Origin of the sequence: Parachlamydia sp. (genome assembly GCF_050255895.1) — a bacterium.
GTDB classification, from domain to species: Bacteria; Chlamydiota; Chlamydiia; order Chlamydiales; family Parachlamydiaceae; genus Parachlamydia; species Parachlamydia acanthamoebae.
In genome coordinates, this window is record NZ_JBFWIR010000037.1 from 1 (window position 1) to 21,603 (window position 21,603).

General features: G+C 37.9%; 18 protein-coding genes and 1 pseudogene. 9 read left to right on the forward strand and 10 right to left on the reverse strand.

What is annotated here, in order from left to right:
- Nucleotides 1–130 precede the first annotated feature (130 nt).
- A pseudogene (locus tag AB7E63_RS07775) lies at nucleotides 131–319 on the reverse strand (IS982-like element ISPasp3 family transposase); the annotation flags it as partial.
- A gap of 224 nt (nucleotides 320–543) precedes the next feature.
- Here AB7E63_RS07775 and AB7E63_RS07780 point away from each other — a divergent pair.
- A complete protein-coding gene (locus AB7E63_RS07780) occupies nucleotides 544–1,761 on the forward strand; it encodes a serine aminopeptidase domain-containing protein (protein WP_284453009.1) in 1,218 nt (405 codons plus the stop codon).
- 125 nt (nucleotides 1,762–1,886) lie between these two features.
- Here AB7E63_RS07780 and AB7E63_RS07785 read toward each other — a convergent pair whose 3' ends face one another.
- On the reverse strand, nucleotides 1,887–3,065 hold the full coding sequence (locus tag AB7E63_RS07785; protein ID WP_284453008.1) for a hypothetical protein: 1,179 nt from the start codon (nucleotides 3,063–3,065) through the stop codon (nucleotides 1,887–1,889).
- Between the two features lie 308 nt (nucleotides 3,066–3,373).
- Here AB7E63_RS07785 and AB7E63_RS07790 point away from each other — a divergent pair, with 308 nt between their 5' ends.
- Nucleotides 3,374–3,646, forward strand: coding sequence for a hypothetical protein (locus tag AB7E63_RS07790; protein WP_006341739.1), 273 nt, complete (start codon nucleotides 3,374–3,376; stop codon nucleotides 3,644–3,646).
- Nucleotides 3,647–3,666: 20 nt separating this feature from the next.
- On the opposite strand, the gene AB7E63_RS07795 is transcribed toward AB7E63_RS07790, so the two are convergent.
- The 3 genes from AB7E63_RS07795 to AB7E63_RS07805 form a co-directional block, all read right to left on the reverse strand.
- Nucleotides 3,667–5,118, reverse strand: coding sequence for a metallophosphatase domain-containing protein (locus AB7E63_RS07795; RefSeq protein WP_006341740.1), 1,452 nt, complete (start codon nucleotides 5,116–5,118; stop codon nucleotides 3,667–3,669).
- 49 nt (nucleotides 5,119–5,167) lie between these two features.
- On the reverse strand, nucleotides 5,168–6,109 hold the full coding sequence (locus AB7E63_RS07800; protein ID WP_006341741.1) for a hypothetical protein: 942 nt from the start codon (nucleotides 6,107–6,109) through the stop codon (nucleotides 5,168–5,170).
- Nucleotides 6,110–6,193: 84 nt separating this feature from the next.
- A complete protein-coding gene (locus AB7E63_RS07805) occupies nucleotides 6,194–7,087 on the reverse strand; it encodes an aminoglycoside phosphotransferase family protein (RefSeq protein WP_006341742.1) in 894 nt (297 codons plus the stop codon).
- Nucleotides 7,088–7,184: 97 nt separating this feature from the next.
- Here AB7E63_RS07805 and AB7E63_RS07810 point away from each other — a divergent pair, with 97 nt between their 5' ends.
- Nucleotides 7,185–9,212 carry a tetratricopeptide repeat protein gene (locus AB7E63_RS07810; protein WP_006341743.1) on the forward strand — a complete coding sequence of 676 codons (2,028 nt, stop codon included), beginning with the start codon at nucleotides 7,185–7,187 and terminating at the stop codon, nucleotides 9,210–9,212.
- A 3-nt stretch (nucleotides 9,213–9,215) separates the two neighbouring features.
- Here the strand turns inward: AB7E63_RS07810 and AB7E63_RS07815 are convergent, their stop codons facing one another.
- The 5 genes from AB7E63_RS07815 to AB7E63_RS07835 form a co-directional block, all read right to left on the reverse strand.
- A complete protein-coding gene (locus AB7E63_RS07815) occupies nucleotides 9,216–10,244 on the reverse strand; it encodes an NAD(P)/FAD-dependent oxidoreductase (protein ID WP_006341744.1) in 1,029 nt (342 codons plus the stop codon).
- Nucleotides 10,241–10,915 (reverse strand): methyltransferase domain-containing protein, encoded by a 675-nt coding sequence (locus AB7E63_RS07820; protein WP_036746354.1) that lies wholly within the window; start codon nucleotides 10,913–10,915, stop codon nucleotides 10,241–10,243. Before AB7E63_RS07820 ends, AB7E63_RS07815 begins: the two co-directional genes overlap by 4 nt.
- Nucleotide 10,916: 1 nt before the next feature.
- On the reverse strand, nucleotides 10,917–11,951 hold the full coding sequence (locus AB7E63_RS07825) for a type III polyketide synthase (RefSeq protein ID WP_006341746.1): 1,035 nt from the start codon (nucleotides 11,949–11,951) through the stop codon (nucleotides 10,917–10,919).
- A gap of 211 nt (nucleotides 11,952–12,162) precedes the next feature.
- A complete protein-coding gene (locus tag AB7E63_RS07830; RefSeq protein WP_144016286.1) occupies nucleotides 12,163–13,827 on the reverse strand; it encodes a DEAD/DEAH box helicase in 1,665 nt (554 codons plus the stop codon).
- A gap of 242 nt (nucleotides 13,828–14,069) precedes the next feature.
- Complete coding sequence (locus AB7E63_RS07835) at nucleotides 14,070–15,209, reverse strand: AAA domain-containing protein (RefSeq protein ID WP_006341749.1); 1,140 nt, start codon at nucleotides 15,207–15,209, stop codon at nucleotides 14,070–14,072.
- 586 nt (nucleotides 15,210–15,795) lie between these two features.
- On the opposite strand from AB7E63_RS07835, the gene AB7E63_RS07840 reads away from it, so the two are divergent.
- The 6 genes from AB7E63_RS07840 (at nucleotide 15,796) to AB7E63_RS07865 (ending at nucleotide 21,592) form a co-directional block, all read left to right on the forward strand.
- Complete coding sequence (locus AB7E63_RS07840) at nucleotides 15,796–18,081, forward strand: bifunctional SulP family inorganic anion transporter/carbonic anhydrase (RefSeq protein ID WP_006341752.1); 2,286 nt, start codon at nucleotides 15,796–15,798, stop codon at nucleotides 18,079–18,081.
- Between the two features lie 208 nt (nucleotides 18,082–18,289).
- Nucleotides 18,290–18,805: a cation-transporting P-type ATPase gene (locus tag AB7E63_RS07845; RefSeq protein ID WP_006341753.1), complete on the forward strand. Its 516-nt coding sequence runs from the start codon at nucleotides 18,290–18,292 to the stop codon at nucleotides 18,803–18,805.
- Nucleotides 18,774–19,202 (forward strand): hypothetical protein, encoded by a 429-nt coding sequence (locus tag AB7E63_RS07850; RefSeq protein ID WP_006341754.1) that lies wholly within the window; start codon nucleotides 18,774–18,776, stop codon nucleotides 19,200–19,202. The genes AB7E63_RS07845 and AB7E63_RS07850 overlap by 32 nt, the downstream gene beginning before the upstream one ends.
- On the forward strand, nucleotides 19,195–20,634 hold the full coding sequence (mgtA, locus tag AB7E63_RS07855) for a magnesium-translocating P-type ATPase (RefSeq protein WP_006341755.1): 1,440 nt from the start codon (nucleotides 19,195–19,197) through the stop codon (nucleotides 20,632–20,634). Before AB7E63_RS07850 ends, mgtA begins: the two co-directional genes overlap by 8 nt.
- A 77-nt stretch (nucleotides 20,635–20,711) precedes the next feature.
- Nucleotides 20,712–20,945 (forward strand): carbonic anhydrase, encoded by a 234-nt coding sequence (locus tag AB7E63_RS07860; RefSeq protein WP_036746355.1) that lies wholly within the window; start codon nucleotides 20,712–20,714, stop codon nucleotides 20,943–20,945.
- Between the two features lie 95 nt (nucleotides 20,946–21,040).
- A complete protein-coding gene (locus AB7E63_RS07865; protein WP_241209002.1) occupies nucleotides 21,041–21,592 on the forward strand; it encodes a hypothetical protein in 552 nt (183 codons plus the stop codon).
- Nucleotides 21,593–21,603: the final 11 nt, after the last annotated feature.

The window sequence follows — 21,603 nt, forward strand, 5'->3', positions numbered from 1 at the left end:
TCGTTTAACTCCTGTTAGACGACGAAATTTCTCTTCATCTAATTCTTTAACTGTCTCAAATTTCATGTAGCCTCCTGATTTTGAGGCTCTAATATACACTCAAAAGTTTAATTTCGAAAGATGTCTATTTTAGAATGTATTTATGCTCTGTAAGAAATGTTCGTGCAGTCTCAATATTCCCATAAAAAAATCTCATTCCGAATATGTTTATCAACATCACTTCCGCAGTAGAAAGTTTGGCATTTGGCCAATCTTTATGCCCTTTCGAAAGGATGTAGTCGTCCAAAAGGCAGTAAATTACTATAATCTGTATTTCCATGGCTTCGGTCCCTATTTTTTGTTTGTGCAAAAACAATTTAAGGATTCGAGGCCTTTTTTATTGAGAGCTAAAATTTATTTTAATTTAGTTACTTACAACTTACATTAGTTAACTAAATAAACAACATTACTTAGTTAAATAAAAAAACAAATGAATTTTATATAAAACATTTGTATAATAAACAATAAAACATATTATTCATTTAAATCATTAAGAGGTGATTTATGCACCCTACGGAATCAGCAAGGTCATCCACTCATCATATTGAAATTTTTACTTGCTCATCTATTCAAGCTCCTTCCCATTCAAATAAAAAAATTAAGAAAGCTTCGATTGGAGTTATAAAAGCGTTAAGAGAGCACTTTGGAAAAAAAATTGGCAATAAAATCCTAAAATCTAAAATTAACGATACAAAAGAGAATATAGCAGCAAAAAAAAAGAATCTCGAAGAGGCTGGATTTGGATCCTCAATCAAAATTGAATCTGCCGACAAAAAAATTGTTTTAGATTCCTTTGCACTTCATCCGAAATTTGAATCGGATAAGTGGATCGTGATATTTAATGGCATGAACTCTCAATACGAAAAGCATTTAGATGCCTTAAAAAAGCTTGCAGAAGATACCAATGCCCATGTTTTAACTTTTAATTATCGTGGTGTTGGAGATAGTCAAATTTTAGATAATAAGGGGCACAAAGGAAGAGCCAAAAATACGAAAGATTTGGTGCAAGATGGTGAAATGCTTCTTGAATATTTGCATAGCAAAGGCGTTAATTCTCAAAATATTATGTTATATGGCCATTCTATGGGTGGGGGAGTTGCAGCAGAACTACATGATAAAATGCAGCATAAAGGCCCTCTGCTATCAGAATCTTCTTTTAGTTCATTTGCAGCTGCCGTCGCAGCTAAAAAAGGGAAACTCATGTCCTTTTTCATTCGCCTTTTTGGATGGAATTTGAAGTCCATGAAAGCTTTTGAAAATCCCCAAAACAAGGGAATTATTACAAATAAAAGAGACCCAACCATTCATTATGAAAAAGCATCCCTTTATAAACGGGTCAAAATGGGATTAAAGGAAGAAGAAGTGCTTTTACGGGTAAAAATAGGAAAACATCCAAAAAAAGAAGTAAAATTCGGCAAAAAAAAGAATAAAGCAAAAACAGCGTTGGAAAAACATATTGTAAACAGTCAACTAGTCGAATATAGACAGACGATGCGCAAGATTAAAGAGAAAAAATTATTACATCAAATCCAACATCCCCACCAGCGAGTCATGGATAGAATCATTAATCAGGAAAAAGATTCAGACACACAACAAGATCAAACCGTCCTTCGATTAAGACAAGACATCCACCAGGAAGATCTAGATGCTTACAGAAAAATATTACAATTAATTGAGCTATTGTGGGTCGAAGGAGGTGGAGAAAAAACCGATAATATTTAAAAAATTACTGACGTTTCCGAGACACATGCTTTCTTCCGAATAATCGACTATCCCTCTTCAATTTGCTTATGTGTGCAATCAGAAATGCAAAAATTATGCAGTCAAGAAACTACCAATGAGAAATTTCACCATAATTCACCTTGATCTAGCATACGCAGACGGCTAAAAATCCATTGATGAAACTGATTGGTCCACTGCCCCTTGAATTTCCATTTTAATGAGGGTGGTTTCATCCCCTCCCCTATCCATACTTGACAACCCTCTAAAAAGGTTCTGTTATGTTTAAAATTTGAAGCAGGCAGAATCCAGATATTTTCATTTAGGAGAACTTTTTGAATCATTTTCTTTGATAAGTTGTAACCAATTCTACTCGCAGGACAACTTCTGGAATCAAACCCCCAGGATATCAATTGAGGATGATCCTCTAAATTCCATCTTTCAGGTTTGAAATGATCTGGTTCACTCCATCCGCTTCGATTAAGTTGGATGAGGGACGCAATCCAGCCTCTTTCATTTTCCTCAGGTTTCCTTGTCCAAATATCTGTCAGAGGATATAGGCGTAAAGTTTCATGGATACAATTATCCAAGTTAGCTTTAAAAGCCTCTGGATAGGATGAATAGAGCAAAAGTAGGTGACAGATTAAGTCTGAGCATTGAATGCAAATGCTAGTCAAAAGATCTTCCACAACAATCGAAACTCGATCAATTTCACTGAGGGTTTTAAATTCATTCGAATCTGAAAAGATAAATTTTTTATTCTCTTCTGATAGAAGAATCACAACACGATGATATAATTTCCAACGGACTCCAATGTCAGGAGAACCTGTATGTCTTTTAATCAGACGATTGATATCTAGAATACCTAGATACATATCATCAAATTCTAGTGAAGTGGCTGCTCGCCCAAAAATCAATTCAAATCCAATTTGAAATAATCTTTCAAAAACATCCCAGTAGATATCTCCCTTTTTGAGAGGCAGATCGAACTTGAAATCTTTATCTATGTCAATTTTTCTAAGTCCATCTGTAAGAATTTTCCGGCGTAACTTCCAAGAAAATCCATTTAACGTCAGAAGAGGGATGAAAGGAGAAAATGCTGTAGTAAATTCATCAAGAGAGTTCTCACTTTTTGGCAAGGCTATGAGGGTTTCAGTATCACAGATCAAATCCCTCGACATTAATCGAATTTTTCCCTTTTTATTTTTAAATAATTTCCAGGCGAGAGTTCCTGGTGAAAAAGGACAAAGTAATACACCACCATAAAACAAAAAGGTGTGGTAAAGCGTTTGGATACTCTTAAGCATGGGATATCATGTTGCGTTGTGTATAACTGAAAGTCAAATTTTCATTATTAGCGAATGTAGCATACTTTGCCAAGAAAGGTAAAGTGGCATGAGTGATTAAGCTCAACATCCGGTATTTGGGTATAGCTCACGAGGTGATATAGTCTAAACCAGTGGACATTCAGCTGATAGAAGGAAAGTTGTTCGCTGTACCTTTTGATTCATTCTCACGAATAACCTTGGAATTTATTAAGTCAAAATTGAGGTCGCATTATTTTTATCTGGAACGAATCAAGTGTAAGCATTCCAACCTAAATGATTCATTAGGAATGACTAAAGGCACAGGCGTTACTGTCAATTCCATACCTGGTCTTACAAACTTTGAGGAAACAGAAGAACTTGTAGCCGATGTTGCAATATCACTCAAAAGCAAATTGAAGATGACTTTTTTTAAGACCATTAGACCTGGCTCACTGATTCAACGCTTTGCGAAAGTTGATGAAGTGGGTGCATTAGCAGACTTCATAGGTAGTAAGCTATGCTTAGCAATCAACAGAGCCCGTTGCGAGTTGAAGGTGGATTATCCATTCAGTTCTTTTTAAGTTCTAAAGAATTTCATTAGCTACGCTGTTAATACAGAATAATCATGTTCCTTTTTAACAACTCTTATATATCCAGGATCTCTATGCTTGTACATGCTGTCTAAAGATGAAGCATTAACAAAAATTCGACCATCGAGGGCAACATATCCGGCGCCCTCATGCACATGTCCAAAAATATGGAGTTTTATTTTCGTTTGAACAATTTTTTCATATAAGTCTTCGCAACCAACGTGAGCGGTAAATTCATCCTTACTTTTAACTTCGTCCTGAACTTTATAGGGAGGACCGTGAGTAATCAAAATTTCTGTATTTTTTGGGATCAAATTCCAATGTTTTTTGATATCAGAACCTCTCTGACGATTAAATGCCCAATCACAAAACCAAGGTTGGACGGGACTTCCCCATATTTTAATACCCTCTATTTCACATCCTGAGTCATTTAAAAGGATAATATTGCGTTTTTTACATTCTTCATCCATCAACTCTGGTATCAATTCGAAAATAAAATCATGATTACCAGCAACCAATATTCGATACGCATAATTTTGCGCTTTATACCAATCTAAAAACTCCAAAGCCTCATCTAGTTCACCATTAGATGTGCAATCACCCGCATGAATGAGAATATCACCACCTGGAAGTTGAAGTTTTTCATGTTGGCCATGTGTATCTGAAATACAATCGATTATTAAGCCTTCTTGTTCTGTGAGATGACCCTCCAATAATTTTTTCCATTCTAGGCCTGAAAATTCGCAATTGCCTGATTGTATTTTAACAAAAGGAAGGTCCGAAAAAATGCTCATTAAGGCACTCCACACGTTTTGTAGCTTTTCATCCATATTTACAAAATGAAATGAAATAACCTCTTCTTCCTTTGATAAATGTTGAATAAAGATACCTTCTGAAGATTCAGCTATTCTATCGGCTATTTGAATGAAATACCCAGTGTAATCAGGATAAGGAAGTTCCTCTGAGTTCATAGCAGGCCCTGCATAATAGCGAAAAATGATTGGATAGCCTAATGCATCAAGCTTTTGTTTCCAAAAAATTGGTTTTGGAATTTGATGCATCTCAAAAGAAACGAAGATTTCACGATCACTTAGCCAAGGTTGAAACGTTGTCTTAATAATCTCTGGTTCAGTAATAGTCAAGCGGTCAGTTAAAAGCGTCAATATTCCAGGCACTTTTAACCCTATGCCTCCTTGGAATGCTAATGGTTGAATGGAATCAATGATATATTTTTGGGAAGGAGTAAAATCCTCATGAAGACAAGTCCATTCTAAGATTTTGCCGGGGATGAGTTGGAATGCCACAATCTCCTGTTCAGAATACGCTTTATAATTCCCTTTTACAGTATAACCTACATTGATTTTTAATGGTTGGAAATCAACACGCAAAATATATCCGTCTTCGAAATAATCATGACTTGCAAGCCATGCATCGAGTTCTTGATCGGTGATAAATGTCTTCATAGATATCATATTATATGAAATGGCGGATGCTTTAAAGAGCCAAAGCAAGTTAGGAGACAATATGGAGAAATTCGGGATTTATTGGTCTCAAAACATAGCCCCAGCTAGGAAATTCAGAATTCAATTTATTCATTATACATTGAGCTAAAGCAAGCCGAGCATTGACTTTATCGGCAGAATCCAAGGTTAGATAATACGTGAAAGCCTCTTCTTCCGTGTGCAGGTTCTCCTGAGCAATAATAGCGTCATCAATATAAAAAAAGTCCATCAACGCATCTTGTGCTTTCAGAGCTCGAAAGCTATGATTTAATGTTGACCACTCCGCGGAAGTGTGCTTCTGTAAGTTCTCGTCTCGCATTTCGTAAAAAAAAAGAGACTCTATCATCCGATAAATACCAGGAACTGTCTGCCCTTGTTGAGCAATATGTTGATAGGATTCGATCAAACATTCTTTTAAAACTTGCATCCCTTGAATGCAATTAGGATCGGTAGATTGGTGATCAAACAAATGGGCCATACATACACACATACGATCCCATGCGAGATAGAGAATTAGATCGCGCATCGTGCGAGAAGTATTCTCCCTTAATGCAACTTCATATGAAGCTAAAGTTGGTAAAAGTAATTTCTCCACTTCTGGAAAAGAAGATTTTTGACGCTGTTCTTGCATTTTTTGAAGGAGGAAAGCAGCTTTAATTGATGGAAGATCCTGGATTTGACTCAGATTTTCTGCAAAAAGACGATCATACATATATAAAATTTCTTTTGCTTCATTGCCGAACAAAACCGAAATACATGCCTTGAAAACAGGTTGAGTTTGGTCGAATACAGGAAGACTTGAAAATATGGATCCAAGCTCTAGATATTCAAGCAAAGAAGACCATCCAAAATGGATATAATTGCCCGAACTGGATAGAAAGGGATCTTTGACGATTTTGGCGGTATCATGAGCCAAAAATTTTACGATTTGATTATCCACAACAATTTTCATCTGACTTATCCTACGTCTTTTACTTCTGTCGTGAAATCATAAGGAGATTCCCGAATTTTTCCTAGTGTAAAGGGAAACTAATATTCACGTTTTGTGCTTATGATCCTCAAGTACTTCTTCTATGATATGCCAACATTGCTCGCCTTCGATAGCATTTGTGCGCGTGAGGCCGGATGCAACGATCAAAGCTTTCCATAGAACCCAAGCACGACCGCGTGCCCATGTTTCGGAATCGAGTGGAAGCATTGTGCGGAAAGCTTCACGACTTTCACCTTCAAATAAGGTCCAGGCAATTGCCAAATCACAGGCAGGATCACCAACCGAGAGCTGTCCAAAATCGATAACGGCGCTCAATTGCCCATTTTTCACTAACAAATTTCCTGCACTCACATCACCGTGGACCCAGACTGGCGGACGATGCCATCGAGTCGCAAGCGCCGTCTCCCACACATCAAGTGCAGCATTGATATCGATCTTCCCTTTTAAGGAGATGATCGCCTTCCGAGTTTCGACATCGTAGATCGCTAGCGATCCTCCTCGATAAAAGCTATGGAGCCCTGCCAGAGGACCCCCCTTCTGTTCAATACATTGTAAAGCTAGGAGGAATTGAGCAAGGCTAGCAGCAAAGCCACAAAGATCCGTTATATGTGCAGATGCAGCGGTATCGCCTTCAAACCAATTGTAGATGGACCACTTCCATGGATAATCATCTGTGGGCTCTCCAAGTGCTAATGGGACGGGAATTGGAAGGGGAAGACACGAGGCCAGTTTGGGCAACCAATGCTGCTCCTTTTCCACCTGCATAGCATAGCTCACAGCGCTTGGTAAACGCACAAGCATATTTTCCCCCAAGTGAAAGATTCTATTATCCCATCCACTGAGTGTAACAGGCCTAATAGAATAGGTCTTCCATTGCGGAAACTGAGTGGCCACCAAACGGCGCACAAGTGTGACATCAATTTTTAATTGTTCATCCATAATTCAAGAATAACATATTTGACTAAGGCTTGAAAAGTTTATATGGTTGATTTACGCTGAATTTTTATTTTAAAATCTTTAATTTCACGAGTTTTCCTTGTATCCAGATATTCAACAAATCTTAACCTTGGCAATAGAAGCTCACAAAGCTGGAAAGTTAGAAAAAGCCAAAGAACTCTTTGAAATGATTGTTCTGGCAAACCCATTGAATCCTGTACCACATAGTTTTCTCGGACTCATTGCCATTCAAAATAATCATCCTGGAATTGCCATTCAGCATTTTACCGAGGCTGTTCGTTTAGATCCTAACAATCCCCTTCATCATGCGAACTTGGCAGCGACTCTTCTTCAAACGAAACAATTTGAAGAGGCCCTTACAACAGCCAATAAAGCCTTAGCTTTAAATGCAGATTACCCTGCAGCGCTACTTAGTTCGGGTGTTGCCCTTCTATCGCTTGGCAGAATTGACAAAAGCCTCATCCCCTTACAACATTTACTTACACTTTATCCAGATCACATTGAGGGATTATATAATCTTGGTATAGGGATGTTGCGACTTAAAGACTTCGATGCCGCCGAGCAGTTACTTCGCAAAGTAATCAGCCAGGCTCCCTCTCACTTAGAAGCCCTTCTAAATTTAGGCATTTGTTTATTTCAAATTCATCGGAACGAAGAAGTTGTAGCCATTTGCGAACGCATTCTTACAATTCATCCAAATCACATCGCAGCACGCTTTATTCTCTGTTTTGCCCATCTTCCCTTTATTTATCAAAACGAAGAGGAAATTACTCTTGTACGCACAAGATATGAGCAAGAGCTCCTCGAACTACACGATCTATGCATGGAATCAACAGCCGAGGAACTGTCACAAGCCATGTTTTGTGTTGGATTAAGTCAACCATTTTTACTGGCATACCAGGGAGAAGATGATCGACTATTACAAACCATTTACGGAGACATCATTGCGAAATTCGTCGCCGCACGTTTTCCTAAATGGGAACTAGAGCATCCTTTTATCAAGCATTCTTCCGATAAACGTATCCGCGTAGGAATTGTCTCTGGCTTCTTTAAATTCCATTCGAATTGGAAAACGCATATCCAGGGCTGGATTAAACAAATCAATCACAAAGATTTTGCACTCTTTGGCTACCATACAAGCGGTGAGTGTGATAAAGTTACAGAGGAAGCCCGCACATACTTGGAACGCCTCACAGTGGGGCCTAAAACACTCAAAGAATACTGTGCCAGTATTAAAGAGGATAAGCTCGATATTCTCATCTTTCCTGAGATTGGTATGGACTCCATGACTATGCGTCTTGCTGCATTGAGACTAGCTCCCGTGCAATGTACGTCGTGGGGACATCCTGATACCTCAGGGCTACAAACAATTGATTATTTCCTTAGTTCGGTGCTTATGGAACCTCCTCATGGAGATGACAACTATACGGAAAAACTTATTCGTCTTCCTAATTTGTCCATTTATTATGATCCGCCCACCATTACCTACGAGAAACGCTCACGCACAGACTTTGGTTTACGTGAAGAAGCCATTCTCTATTGGTGCTGTCAAGTACCCATTAAATACCATCCTTGCAATGATGAAATATTTGCGAAGATCGTGCGCGATGTGCCAAATGCACAACTTGTTTTCGTTGAAAGTATGCCCATGATCGCACATCAATTTCGCAATCGCCTAGAGAAAACTTTTGCACGTTTTGGTCTACGTGCGAACGACTATTGTGTCTTTTTGCCAAAACTGAATGGTAAAGAGTTTGAAGATGTTACACATTTAATGGACATATTTCTAGATAGTGTAGGCTGGTCAGGCTGCAATTCATCCCTAGAATCTCTTGCCCATAACTTGCCAATTGTGACCCTTCCAGGTTTATTGATGCGTTCACGGCATACAACAGCCATTCTCTCTTTGATGGGTATGAGTGATTGCATCGCTAAGTCAGAAGATGACTATATAGCACGTGCCGTTTCTCTGGGACGTCACCCTGAAGAACGCTCGCACATGCGTAAATGCATTGCAATGCAGAAACACCTCGTCTACCGCGATGAAACTACAATTATTGGTTTGGAAAACTTTTTGAAGAGTGCAGCAGGAAAAAGATTAAAATAATATCTAATCTTCTTTGCTTAAAAATCGAGTTTTCTCAAATAAAATCAGAGGTAATGAGGGGAATAATCTTGCGATTGAGGCAACAAAACGAAATGCTAAAGGAGTGGTCAATAATCGATGTAATAGATGCCCATAAGTAAACACCTCCTTATATTTAGTATACCAGGCATTTTGGAATCCCAAGCTATCGCCGCGTGCGGCGTAGTCGGCAGCCATATAACCTGACGTAATGGCAATAGAAAGCCCTAAGCCCGAAGCTGGAGGAATCGTCCCGGCTGCATCCCCTATAAAATAAGTATTAGCCCACTGGGGTGTTTTTTTTATGCCAAAAGCAGGGATTTGACATGTCATCCAGTTATCAAATGCGAGATGTCCATTTTGCAATCGACGTTGTAAATGAGGGGCCATTTCAAAAAGCTTCTGAAGGAGATCCTCTTTACGATGCATATTCATAGACATTAGACATGTGAAATTGGAATAATCGTCATCAATGGAAGAAAGTCCAGCATAGCCTCCTGAAAATGGATACATTTCTAAACCATTCTTTATTTCTATGCCTTTCATATGCCCCTTGATACCGATGTAGCAAGGAATAGAAGAAGCTCCGAAAAAACGTCCAGAACTTATCAACAGATCACTGTAAGAAAGCTCTTCCCCACTATCCAAAACGATGGAGCTCCTTCCAATATCCTTGACTTTTGTCTTCGTGAGGATTTTGGCTCCCTTTTCTTCCGCTCTCCTCACAAGGCTTTGATCAAAATCAAAGCGAGATTGGCTTCTTGCATGAATAGGTAGAGAAAAGGACAGAGTATGCCTATCTGTCACAAAAGAAACGCACTCAATTTTTTTAGCTGGTGCAAGATTCCATTTATTTAAAATGGGCAAACATTCAGGAGAAAAAAATTCACCACATATCTTATGGGAGGGATAGCTTCCAGCCTCAATCAATGTTGCAGAAATCCCAAGATCGATGAGTCTATTTAGAGCGCTTAATCCTGCAACACCTCCCCCTACAATAATAATTTTCTTCATTGTGCATCCATTGTCAAAATCCATCGAAAGGGCCAATACCATGAAAGATGACCTTGAACTTGAAGTACCTGTAAATAATATCTCCAATCTTTTCGTTTGAAAGCTCTTTTAACAGAAAGAGATCCATCGTGAGTGATTAAACGATTTTTAAAAAGGATTGGCGCTAAGAGTGAAAATCCCAACCAAGCAAGAGGATGCCGATGAAGATCGTTAACAATCACTTTTTGTTTAGCCACACGTAAGCATTCTTTAAGAAATGCAATTAAGTCTGCATCGGAGAGATGGTGACAAACAAGCGTAGAAATCACAATATCATAGCTTTTTGTTGGTATTTCACTCAGATTACGACATTCAAAGACAACATTTGGGCATCTATTATGTTCTTGTGCAGATATAATAGCCTCATGAGAGATATCAATTCCTCTAACAGTCGCTTCCTTGTAAAAACGTCCCAATTTTTGCGTAAAACCCCCACCTCCACAGCCAACATCGAGAATGGACGCGGGAGAAAAAGATAGTTGTTGCATGGCACAAAAACTAGCATGGTCCCCTCCTAAATATTTCCCGACCTTGTTTAGCTTATCCAAACAATCTCGATATTCTTCCGAAGAATAATGGGATGGCCCCAAATCAATCAGTTCTAGTTCCATCGATCTTTTAGAAAAGAACATTTTAAGATCTCATAAGTAGGCCTTCTATAGAAAGTCCGGGACCAAATCCAATCCCAACGGTCCATTTCTGGCGATTTTTCAAAGATTTTTCTAGGACAAATAAAAAAGTAGCGCTAGACATATTTCCATAAAGCTTAAGAGTTTCCCAAGAACTTGTTGTTTGACCAGGGAGAAGATCACATTCTTTTTCAATGGCCTGAATAATGGCCTTTCCTCCGGGATGAATGGCCCAGTGGCACTCTTCGAAAGAACAATTTTGCTTCAAAAGCCCATTGGCAAACTCAACAATGTGCTTTTTTATGAACACAGGAACTCTCGACGAAAGCTTCATAAAATACCCACTATTTCCTACTTCCCACGACATGGCATGATCGGAATCAGCCAATACAAGAGAAGAGCGCTCGACTATTTCCCAAAGATAATTTTCGGATGCCTCCCCACCTACAATACATGCAGCCGCTCCATCAGCAAATAGTGCATTGGCCAAGAGAGTATCTGAAGAAAGGTCTGTTTGCGCATGTAACGAACAAAGCTCCGTACAAACAAGCAATATGCGATGCTTAGGGTTTTCTTTCGCCAGCGCTTTAGCCACTGAGATACCATTAAAAGCCCCAAAACATCCCATAAAATTGACACCTACACGTCCGACCGAAGGTCGAAGCCCTAGCTCTTTGATTAAATAATATTCAATTCCAGGAGCCATCATTCCTGTGCACGAGACGGAGATAACATGAGTGATTTCAAGAGGATTTTTTTGCCAAGCCACCAAAGCCTTTTTAGCAGCTTTTATAGCAAGTTTAGGAGCTTCTTCTTTATAAATCTCATTGCGTTGTTTCGATGTAGGTTCTTTATAAAGAGAATCGAAATTTTGCATGACAGAATAACGTGTCTGAATATCAGAATTGCGATAAAGCCTTCTCAAGTTTTCTGACTGTTCAGAAGACAAACGAAGTCCTTTTACCATATTTTCGGCAATAACTTCTTGCTGAAAGCAGTAATCGGGAGACTCGGTCGCAAGAGAAAGGATATAAGCCATTTTTATTTCCAACAAAGAGATTAGTTAAGAAACACTACCTAAGTTTTTTGTCGTTAACAGCATTAAATAAAACTTACAAAATTTTTTAAGATACACAAGCATAAACTTTTTACACGAAAAACTAAATGAGAATCTGTTGCTGCTGAATCAATGAATTGAGCAAAAACGAACGCTTCACAAATCACATTGAACATACCATGACTAATTCATGCTATTCCATTTTACATTGGCTTGTATAAATTTTATTTTCGTTCCGAGCAAAGAGATATCGTGCCAACAGACCTGAGGGTTGGCTGGGCTTGGATGCATCAAAGATGTCCATATCGCCGAAAACTAAAAATGACCTCTTCGCCCGGGATACCGCCACATTCAACATGTTCACTGATCGATCAAAGAAGAAGGTCCCTTGCCCTTCAAAAGTAGTATACACCGATGAAAAAATAATAATTGGCCGTTCTGCACCTTGTAAAGAATGAATTGTTCCAACTTTGTCAATTTTTAATCCATGTGCATAAAGCGTCGAACGAATCTCGTTCCCCTGCGCAGCAAAAGGAGTTACAATTCCAATGCAATCACTCAAATTAATTTTTTCATTTTTTTTAGAATCCTCACGACACATCGATAATATTTTCACTTGATTTTCTTGAATCCACTGCACGATTTTTAAAGCTTCTTCAGGATTAGAACGGCTCGTCCCGATTTTTTTTTCTCGACCTTTTACATGTAGGTATCCCATTGGAGGGTAATGTGAAAATTGCTGGTTGGTCATTGGAATTAGCTGATTGTTATAACAGAGTTCGTTGCAATAGCTGATGATTTCCTTGGCACAACGACGATGCTCCTTAAGAAATAAGCCTGGAACAGGATCTTCCTTTAAGTGATATTTTGATTTTCTCTGACCGACAGTGATGAGATTACCATATGCGTGTCCAGTAGCAGCATCGCCCGAACACAAAATACCGCTAGTTTTTAAAGAATGATATTCATCAACATTAGTACATAGACCGTATTTTTTTGTATTTGAAAAATCCATTTTTTCACTGATTGAAAAAATAGGCTCAATCTGTTTGGCATCTCCAACTAATAGTAATCTTTTTGCAATGGAAATCATCCCACCAGCAATGGCCGGCATCACTTGCCCGGCTTCATCGATAATAAGCAGATCAATCACATCTTCTAAGGTTTCAAATAGCTGAAAATTCGTTTTGTATTGAAAAAAACCTGGACCAGAATGCAATGTAGTCACAAAGCAAGGCGTTAACATCGCCTGAATACGCCAATATTTTTCTCTGTCATCACGATGGTAATCAAGCTGATCTAATTTTCCACTTTCCTGTAACCACTGAGCTTCCCAATAATGCGTTGCCAAAACAAATAGGTCATATCGAAGAGTTTGATCCATTTGACAAAGCACGTTCGAATTATCCGTAAAATCTGATGCATTATCCGTATTGAGGTTAAACCCTAATTGTTCTTCCAGCTTTACTTTTTCACCATATAATTTTGCGAACAATTCTTTATCCGACTGCAAAACCTCTTTGTCTTTTTCCAACTGCTTTAACAGCGAAGCATGAGAGCTCATTCGGTCTTCAATGACTTTTTCGACGTCATCAATGTTGAAGTTTCTACTTTGAAATAGATCATGCTGCAATGTAAAAAGTCGAATGCGATCCATTAAAAGTTGTTTGATAAATGGTATCCAAGAAAATAAGCATAACCATTTGAGATCTTTGATTTTGAATGAAAACCAGCTAACCGCAAGCTGTTTAAGACTTTTTAATTCTTCTTCTATTTCCAAAATAGCGCGGTTGTTTTCGATAAACAACTCTTCAATGGCTTCTAATCGATCATAACGATGGCTTAGTAATTTCTCCAAACTGTGAAAATCATTGACACAACGAATACAATTTCGAAGTAAAGTATTTTTTAAAAGCAATTCGTGATGAATAAATTCCTGACAATTCCTTAAACTCGATTCTGATTTTAGATAATGGTTATTAAATTTTTCTAAAAAATACCGCGTTGCATAATCTCTATAGTCTACATTGTAAAATTCTGCAATTGAACCCGAATTTTTCCTTCGTAAACGAAACTCATAATTATTTTTCTTAGCTTGTTCTATTTGATAAGCCCATAAGTGTGGAAGTTAGGCAGCCATCGAATCGTTTCTTTTCCAGCTTCATTCAAACGATCTAAAATATTAGTAACGGCAAGATTGTTGGTCGAAGTTGCAACTTGAATTGGAGGATTCTTTTTTTCTAACGCGCATTCGACCCAGTTGGAAGCAATAATACTTTGGAGTAAAGTTGTTTTTCCTGTACCAGGAGGACCATGAATAGTCACGATTTCATTACGTTCTGGATCAGAAAAATAGCTAATGCTCTCACGTTGAGAAGCGGATAGAGGATAGCCCATCTGCATTTGTCCCAAATGTTCACAACTCGCCATAAAACGTTCTTTGGGGGATAAATCGTCACAATAAGGTTCGTCGCTAAACGAAGAAAACTTTTTCAGTAATGCAGGAATGGTCTTACGAGTTAAAAGATATTGATCATAAGTAGCAATAATGTTTTGAGATGGTTCTGCAATGCTATTTTTTGGTAGCACAAAACTTTTTTCAGTCAATGTATAATCTTGTTTCGAAAAAACAGATCCATCGCATAGAGAAAATAATAAATTATTTGCGTAAGAAAAGAATGTTCGCCATTCCAATGTCGTATCAAGTGAAACCGCATGTTTGGCATAAAACGCATCTGCATCAGAAACGTCACCAAGAATCGGATATCCCAACCCTCTACCACATTCTTCTGGAGGAGCTAGACATCTTCTATCGATCCATGGATAAACACTCCCCTCATCCACTGTCAAAATACCTTCTCGATTAAGATTTGCCATCATCCAAAGTGGAAATATTTTATCCGTCCGATATTCACCTACAATCTGTTGGCCATGCCTATAATTCTTTACGGCAACATAGGGCGCTATAATGACTTGTAATTGTTTTATTTCGAAATCATCATCAGTAAAAGGAAATTTTTTCGATGAATATTTTGGTTTGTCGCGAGCTCTTTTTTCTGCCTCTTCAAAAAAATGTTGAATTTTTTCTCGTGAGAGATGCCCACTTAAAAGTTCATTTAAGGGGAATATTTCCGCCTGATCCATATCTTTGGCTGAAAGACTTATTCTGTCTGCATCTGCTAATGAATTTCTCCAATAGTCGATGATTGCATGGGTTTTATCTAACTTTGAATCATTCATGAATTTCGCATTAATTTAGTTGTAAAGTTTCGAGAGGGTAGCTTACTGCAAAGTTTTAACTTTTGACAATCAAAATTTTTGGATGTCTTTTTCTTGTGTTCTTTAAAACAGAAATTCTACATTTGATTTCCATACTTTTTGCCACTCATCGTCATCCTTCATGTTATTCTCTTAATTCACACTCAACAGTTTTAATAAATGGCAAACACACCCTTAAGTGTACCACTTTGATTTGCCTGTATTTTTATAGCTTCTTCAGCACCTTTTTTATTCTTCCTCTCCTGAATAATGTTAATGAGCATTTCCATAATGAGGTGAACCATCAAAAAAAACTTGTTCAAAAGGGTTAAAAATGGCTCTTGTTGCACCCAAAATTTGCTCAAAACATGGATTCACATAAAGCACCCTTATTTTGTGCTAGTATGTTTGTCACTAAAACGCAAATATCTGACGCAAAACGATCTTTTTGATACAAAAGTTCCCAATAAAAAAGCCTTCATAAAAAAATGGTGTAGACAAATACGTTTTAAATAATTATTTATGAAAAATTGATCTATTTGAATTATCGGCATGAGGAATTTCTTCAATGATGGCAAATCATTCTCTCTCTAAAACAGTTTCTTATGACTTAATTGCAGGTCTTGTCGTTTTTCTGGTCGCACTCCCTTTATGTTTGGGTGTTGCCTTGGCATCAAACGCCCCTCTTTTCTCTGGCATCTTAGCTGGAATTATCGGGGGGATTATTGTGGGTTTCATCAGTGGATCGAGCACGAGTGTAAGTGGTCCAGCTGCAGGGTTAACAGCTATAGTGGCTGCTCAGATCCATCATCTAGGCTCTTTTGAAGCTTTCCTTGCTGCCGTTGTTTTAGCAGGAATTATTCAAATTATTCTAAGTATTAGCCAGCTGGGTTTTATTGCCGTTTTTTTTCCCTCGAGTGTCATTAAAGGCTTGCTCTGGGCGATTGGGGTCATCCTAATCTTGAAACAAATCCCCCACGTCATGGGTCACGATGTCGATCCCCTCGGAAATAAATCTTTTTTTCAAGCAGACAACCAGAACACTTTTACAGAAATTATCGAGACTTTTTTTGATATTCATCCAGGAGCAGCCTTAATTGGCATGCTTTCAATTTTTTTACTAGTATTCTGGGATAATTTTCATATTTTAAAGAAATCATTAATTCCTGCGCCTTTGGTTGTGATTGTTTTAAGTGTTTTAGCTAATTTATTATTCAGACAGTACGATGGCTATTGGGCACTCGACACCACCCACCTGGTTCAAGTCCCCGTAGCAAAATCCACGCAGGATTTTTTCAATTTTTTGACGTTTCCAGACTGGAATATTTTAAAAAATTCTGCTGTATACATGGCAGCAATAACAATTGCTGTAGTTGCCTCTCTGGAGACCCTCCTCAATTTAGAGGCTGTGGATAAGATCGATCCCATGCAACGTATCAGCCCCCCAAATCGGGAGCTTCTAGCACAAGGGTTTGGTAATATTGTGGCAGGGTTAATCGGAGCATTACCAGTTACAAGTGTCATTGTGCGCAGTTCTGTCAATATCAATGCGGGTGGAAAAACAAAGCTTAGCACCATTTGGCATGGTTTTTTGATCTTAGGCAGCGTCATACTCATTCCATACGTGTTAAACCAAATCCCCCTGTCAGCTTTAGCCGCTATCTTATTAATTACAGGGTTGAAGCTTGCTAGCCCTGTTATTTTGATGCAAATGTGGAAAGAAGGAAAAAATCAATTTCTTCCATTTATCATCACCGTTGGTGCAATTGTTTTTACAGACCTTTTAATCGGGGTCTTGATTGGTTTAGCAACTTCCATTTGTTTCATCTTACACAGCAATATCAGGCGTCCCATTAAAAAAACGATGGAAAAACACGCAACAGGAGATGAAGTTTTACATATTGAACTTCCCAACCAAGTGAGTTTTTTCAATCGAGCGTCTCTCGAAACAACATTAAAAAATGTTCCTGCCGGAGGACATGTTTTGATTGATGCCAACAATACGGACTACATAGATCCTGATATTTTGGATTTAATCACAGATTTCCAGAGTACAACAGCAAACACGCATAAAGTTGTGGTTAGTCTCCTTGGATTCAAAGATAAATACCCTCAGCTAGAAGACCGCATCCAATATGTGGATTTTAGCAGTCGCGAAATGCAGGAAAATTTAACACCAAAACGTATTCTAGAAATTCTTCAGGATGGCAATTTACGTTTTCGTGAAGGCACTCGGCTTACACGCAATTTAGACCGACAACTCAATGCAACTTCTAGAGGACAATTCCCCATGGCAGTCATTTTAAGTTGTATTGATTCCCGCTCTCCAGTCGAATTAATCTTTGATTTGAGCATAGGAGATATTTTCAGTGTACGAATAGCCGGTAATGTCGCAAGCCCTAAAGTTTTAGGCAGTATTGAGTATAGTTGTGCAGTAGCCGGAGCTAAGCTAATTCTTGTGATGGGCCATACTTCCTGTGGAGCCGTTAAAGCTTCTGTTGATTTTGTATGCAACCACAAGACAGCATCGGAAGCGACGGGTTGTGTCAATTTGGATTCCTTGATTGTTGAAATTCAAAAGTCCATAAATCTTAATGATTGCAAAGATTTTACTAACTGGAATCCACAAAAAAAAGAAGAATATCTAAATGAAATTTCCTACCAAAATGTTCTACAAACCATGCAAGAGATTCGTAAAAATAGTTCGATTTTAAATGACATGATCTCACAAGGCAAAATCGCTCTTGTGGGAGCAATGTATGATATCAGCACAGCCGAAGTTTCTTTTTTCCAAACTGCAGATTCAGAAAATTTACAGGCAGTCCAAGCCAATCGAAAACCTGAAAAAAGTTAATCTACTCGCTTGAAAAAGCCAAAAATTATTTGTTTGAAGAAAAAAATGTGCATTCCACAATCTTTGAATGCAAGAATAAGCCTGCTATTAAATGATGCATTTTATATCGCATCAATTTTAATGACGATTAGGACATGTTCATACGCTGGCAATATTTTTCATTTATTACAATATTTTTTTTATCATTGTTTACTGAAAAGGAACGGATATGAAGTTGCAAGAAATGATTCATTCATTGAAGTCTCTTTTTTTTACAACACATAATACGGTTCATGAAACGGATAAAAAAATTTCATCGATCCTTCTCGCCTATTCCAAGGTTTCTTTGGAATATATTTACAAAGAACTGGAAAGCTCGATAACCGGACTAGTTCAAAAGGAAGCTGAAGAACGATTGCTGAAATATGGTGCTAATGAAATTGTCCATGAAAGGCCTCCGACTTGGTACTCTCTAATGCTCGGTAACTTTAAAAATCCTTTTGTTGTTTTAATGATTTTTTTGGGTGTTGTTTCATTCTTTCTCAAGCAATACGATTCTGTAGTCATCATTACATTTATGGTCATTATCAGTGTTTTAATGCGGTTCATACAGGAATATCGATCTAATAAAGCGGCGGAAAAACTTAAAGCCTTAGTCAGTACAAAAGCAACAGTCCTTCGGCGCCCATCTCCCGACTCCGAAACAAAAAGCTATGAAATCAATAAAATCCATTGTTCCTGGTGACATTATTCATCTCTCTGCAGGAGATATGGTTCCCGCTGACTTACGGTTAATCGCTGCCAAAGAATTATATATTAGTCAGTCTTCCCTAACTGGAGAATCATTTCCTGTGGAAAAAGATGGAGCTTTAAAGCCCAAAGAAGACGCAGCTAACCCGCTAGAAATGCCAAACCTCTGTTTTATGGGAACTAACGTCCTTAATGGCTCCGCCACAGCCATTGTTCTGAAGACTAATCAAAATACATACTTAGGAACATTGTCTGCAAACATCACAGGGAAAGCCCCTTTAACGAGCTTTGACCTAGGAATTAACAAAGTCACCTGGTTATTAATAAAATTTATATTTGTCATGGTTCCCTGTGTCTTTCTTCTCAACGGCTTAACCAAGGGGAATGGCTAGAAGCCTTACTTTTTCTCTCGCCATTGCGATTGGTCTAACCCCCGAAATGTTGCCAATGATTGTAACCGCAAACTTGGCAAGAGGGGCTGTCCAAATGTCACGCAGTAAGGTAGTGGTAAAACGATTGAATTCCATACAAAATTTTGGGGCCATGGATATTTTATGCACAGATAAAACAGGAACGTTGACTCAAGATCACATTATTCTTGAACAGCATCTAGATGCAGAAGGAAATGAAAATGAAGAAGTCCTTTTCTATGGCTACCTAAATAGTTTCTATCAGACAGGATTAAAAAATCTTTTAGATGTGGCGGTTCTACAACATACCGAAATAGAAAAAAAAATAAATCTCAATAAGAATTTCCGAAAAGTTGATGAAATTCCCTTTGACTTTGCTCGTCGTCGAATGTCTGTTGTCGTGCAAAAAGATCCAGAAACACAATTGTTAGTTTGTAAAGGGGCAGTAGAAGAAACTCTAGCCATTTGTAATACAGTTAGAATGAATGGCTCTAAAGTGCCCATCACTGCTGAAGTCAAAGAAAAAATAGATTCTATTAAAAATGATTTGAGTTGTGATGGCCTACGCGTGCTCGGAGTTTCCTACGGGGAATTCCCTGTTGTAATAAATAAAGAATATAAAGTTGGTGATGAACAAGACCTTGTTTTTATGGGCTTTTTAGCATTTCTTGATCCTCCTAAGCTCTCAGCACAAAAAGCGATTGCTTATTTGAATACGTATGGAGTGAATGTCAAGATATTGACCGGAGATAATGAATTAGTCACCCAAAAAATTTGCAAATGGGTCAATTTAGTGAATGAAGGCACCCTACTGGGAAGTCAAATTGACAAACTCAGTGAGGAGGAATTAAAGATTGCCGTTGAGAAAACGACGGTCTTTGCAAAATTAACCCCTCTACAAAAATCAAGAGTGGTCTCTACCCTCAAATCAAATGGTCACACAGTGGGTTTTCTGGGGGATGGAATTAATGATGCTCCAGCCTTTCGCGAGGCTGATATTGGCATTTCAGTAGATACTGCTGTGGATATTGCCAAAGAATCTGCTGATATCATCATGCTTGAAAAAAATCTCATGTTTTTAGCAGATGGTGTAATTGAGGGACGCAAAACTTTTGGAAATATTATCAAATATATCAAAATGGCTTTAAGCTCTAATTTTGGAAACGTATTTAGTGTGCTTGGAGCTAGTGCACTGCTTCCATTTTTACCTATGCTATCCGTACAAATTTTGCTTCAAAATCTATTATATGATTTTTCTCAAACAACCATTCCTTTTGATTGTGTAGATGAGGAATTTCTCATTAAACCACGTAAATGGGATCCACAGGGCATTGCTAAATTCATGGTTTTCATTGGCCCAATTAGTTCGATATTTGATTTTGTGACCTTTGCTGTCATGTGGTTTGTCTTTTAACAGGGGATAAAGTATTACATATTGAACTTCCCAGATAAGTACCCCAAACTTGAAATGGGGATTTTAGCAGTCGTGAAATGCAGACAATGTCGCAAGCCCTAAAGTTTTTGACTGTATTGAATATAGTTGCTGTAGCCAAAGCTAAACTTATTCTTGTGATGGGCCATACTTCCTGCGGAGCCGTTAAAGCTTCTGTTGATTTTGTATGCAATCACGAGACAGCATCGGAAGCGACGGGTTGTGTAAATTTGAATTCCTTTATTCAAGAAAATTTTCTTTCAGATTGCGCAAAATGTGCTTTCACTAAATAATAATTGAAACAATTTCAAATGTAGAATAGGCTACTTTAAATTTACTCAAAAGTTTTCCTATCTAAAGCAGTTACGAGGTGCAAATGCTTTTTTCAATGAATTTTATAAAGAAATTTTCCATTTTCATCCTTCCTTTTCTTTTCCTAACTTCATTTCCTTTGCACGCTATCCATAAAGTTTATTCGATAAAAGGCTGTTACTCCATTGTTGCAGATAGTAATAAGTGGACTTGTGAGTACACACGCTATTATACACGAGTTGTTGGCAAACATCGGCAAATACCTTTAGAATTTCATTTTTCTTTTACGAACTCTCCAAAAAATAAAGGCGGGAAATATGAAGGGATAAGTGCCGCTGAAGATATTTTAACTGCAGAAGCGATGCGAACAACAACAGTCTTTAGCGACATTTCTTTGGCGGAAGAGCGCGAATCATTTTTTCTTTTTACTGGAAACTATTTTGATAATGCATCATCAGGATATTTCGCTTTCTATCTTTTTAAAAATCCTAATGAAAATAATGAAAAAAACCAATGGTATGAAATGCTTGTTAAATTAGGAAATGATTCAATCAATGAAAGCAAAAGAAACGCGATGTTTCAAGATACATATCAGCTCATTAAATCTGTTGTAAACATTAAAAGTTGAGGAGGGATTGC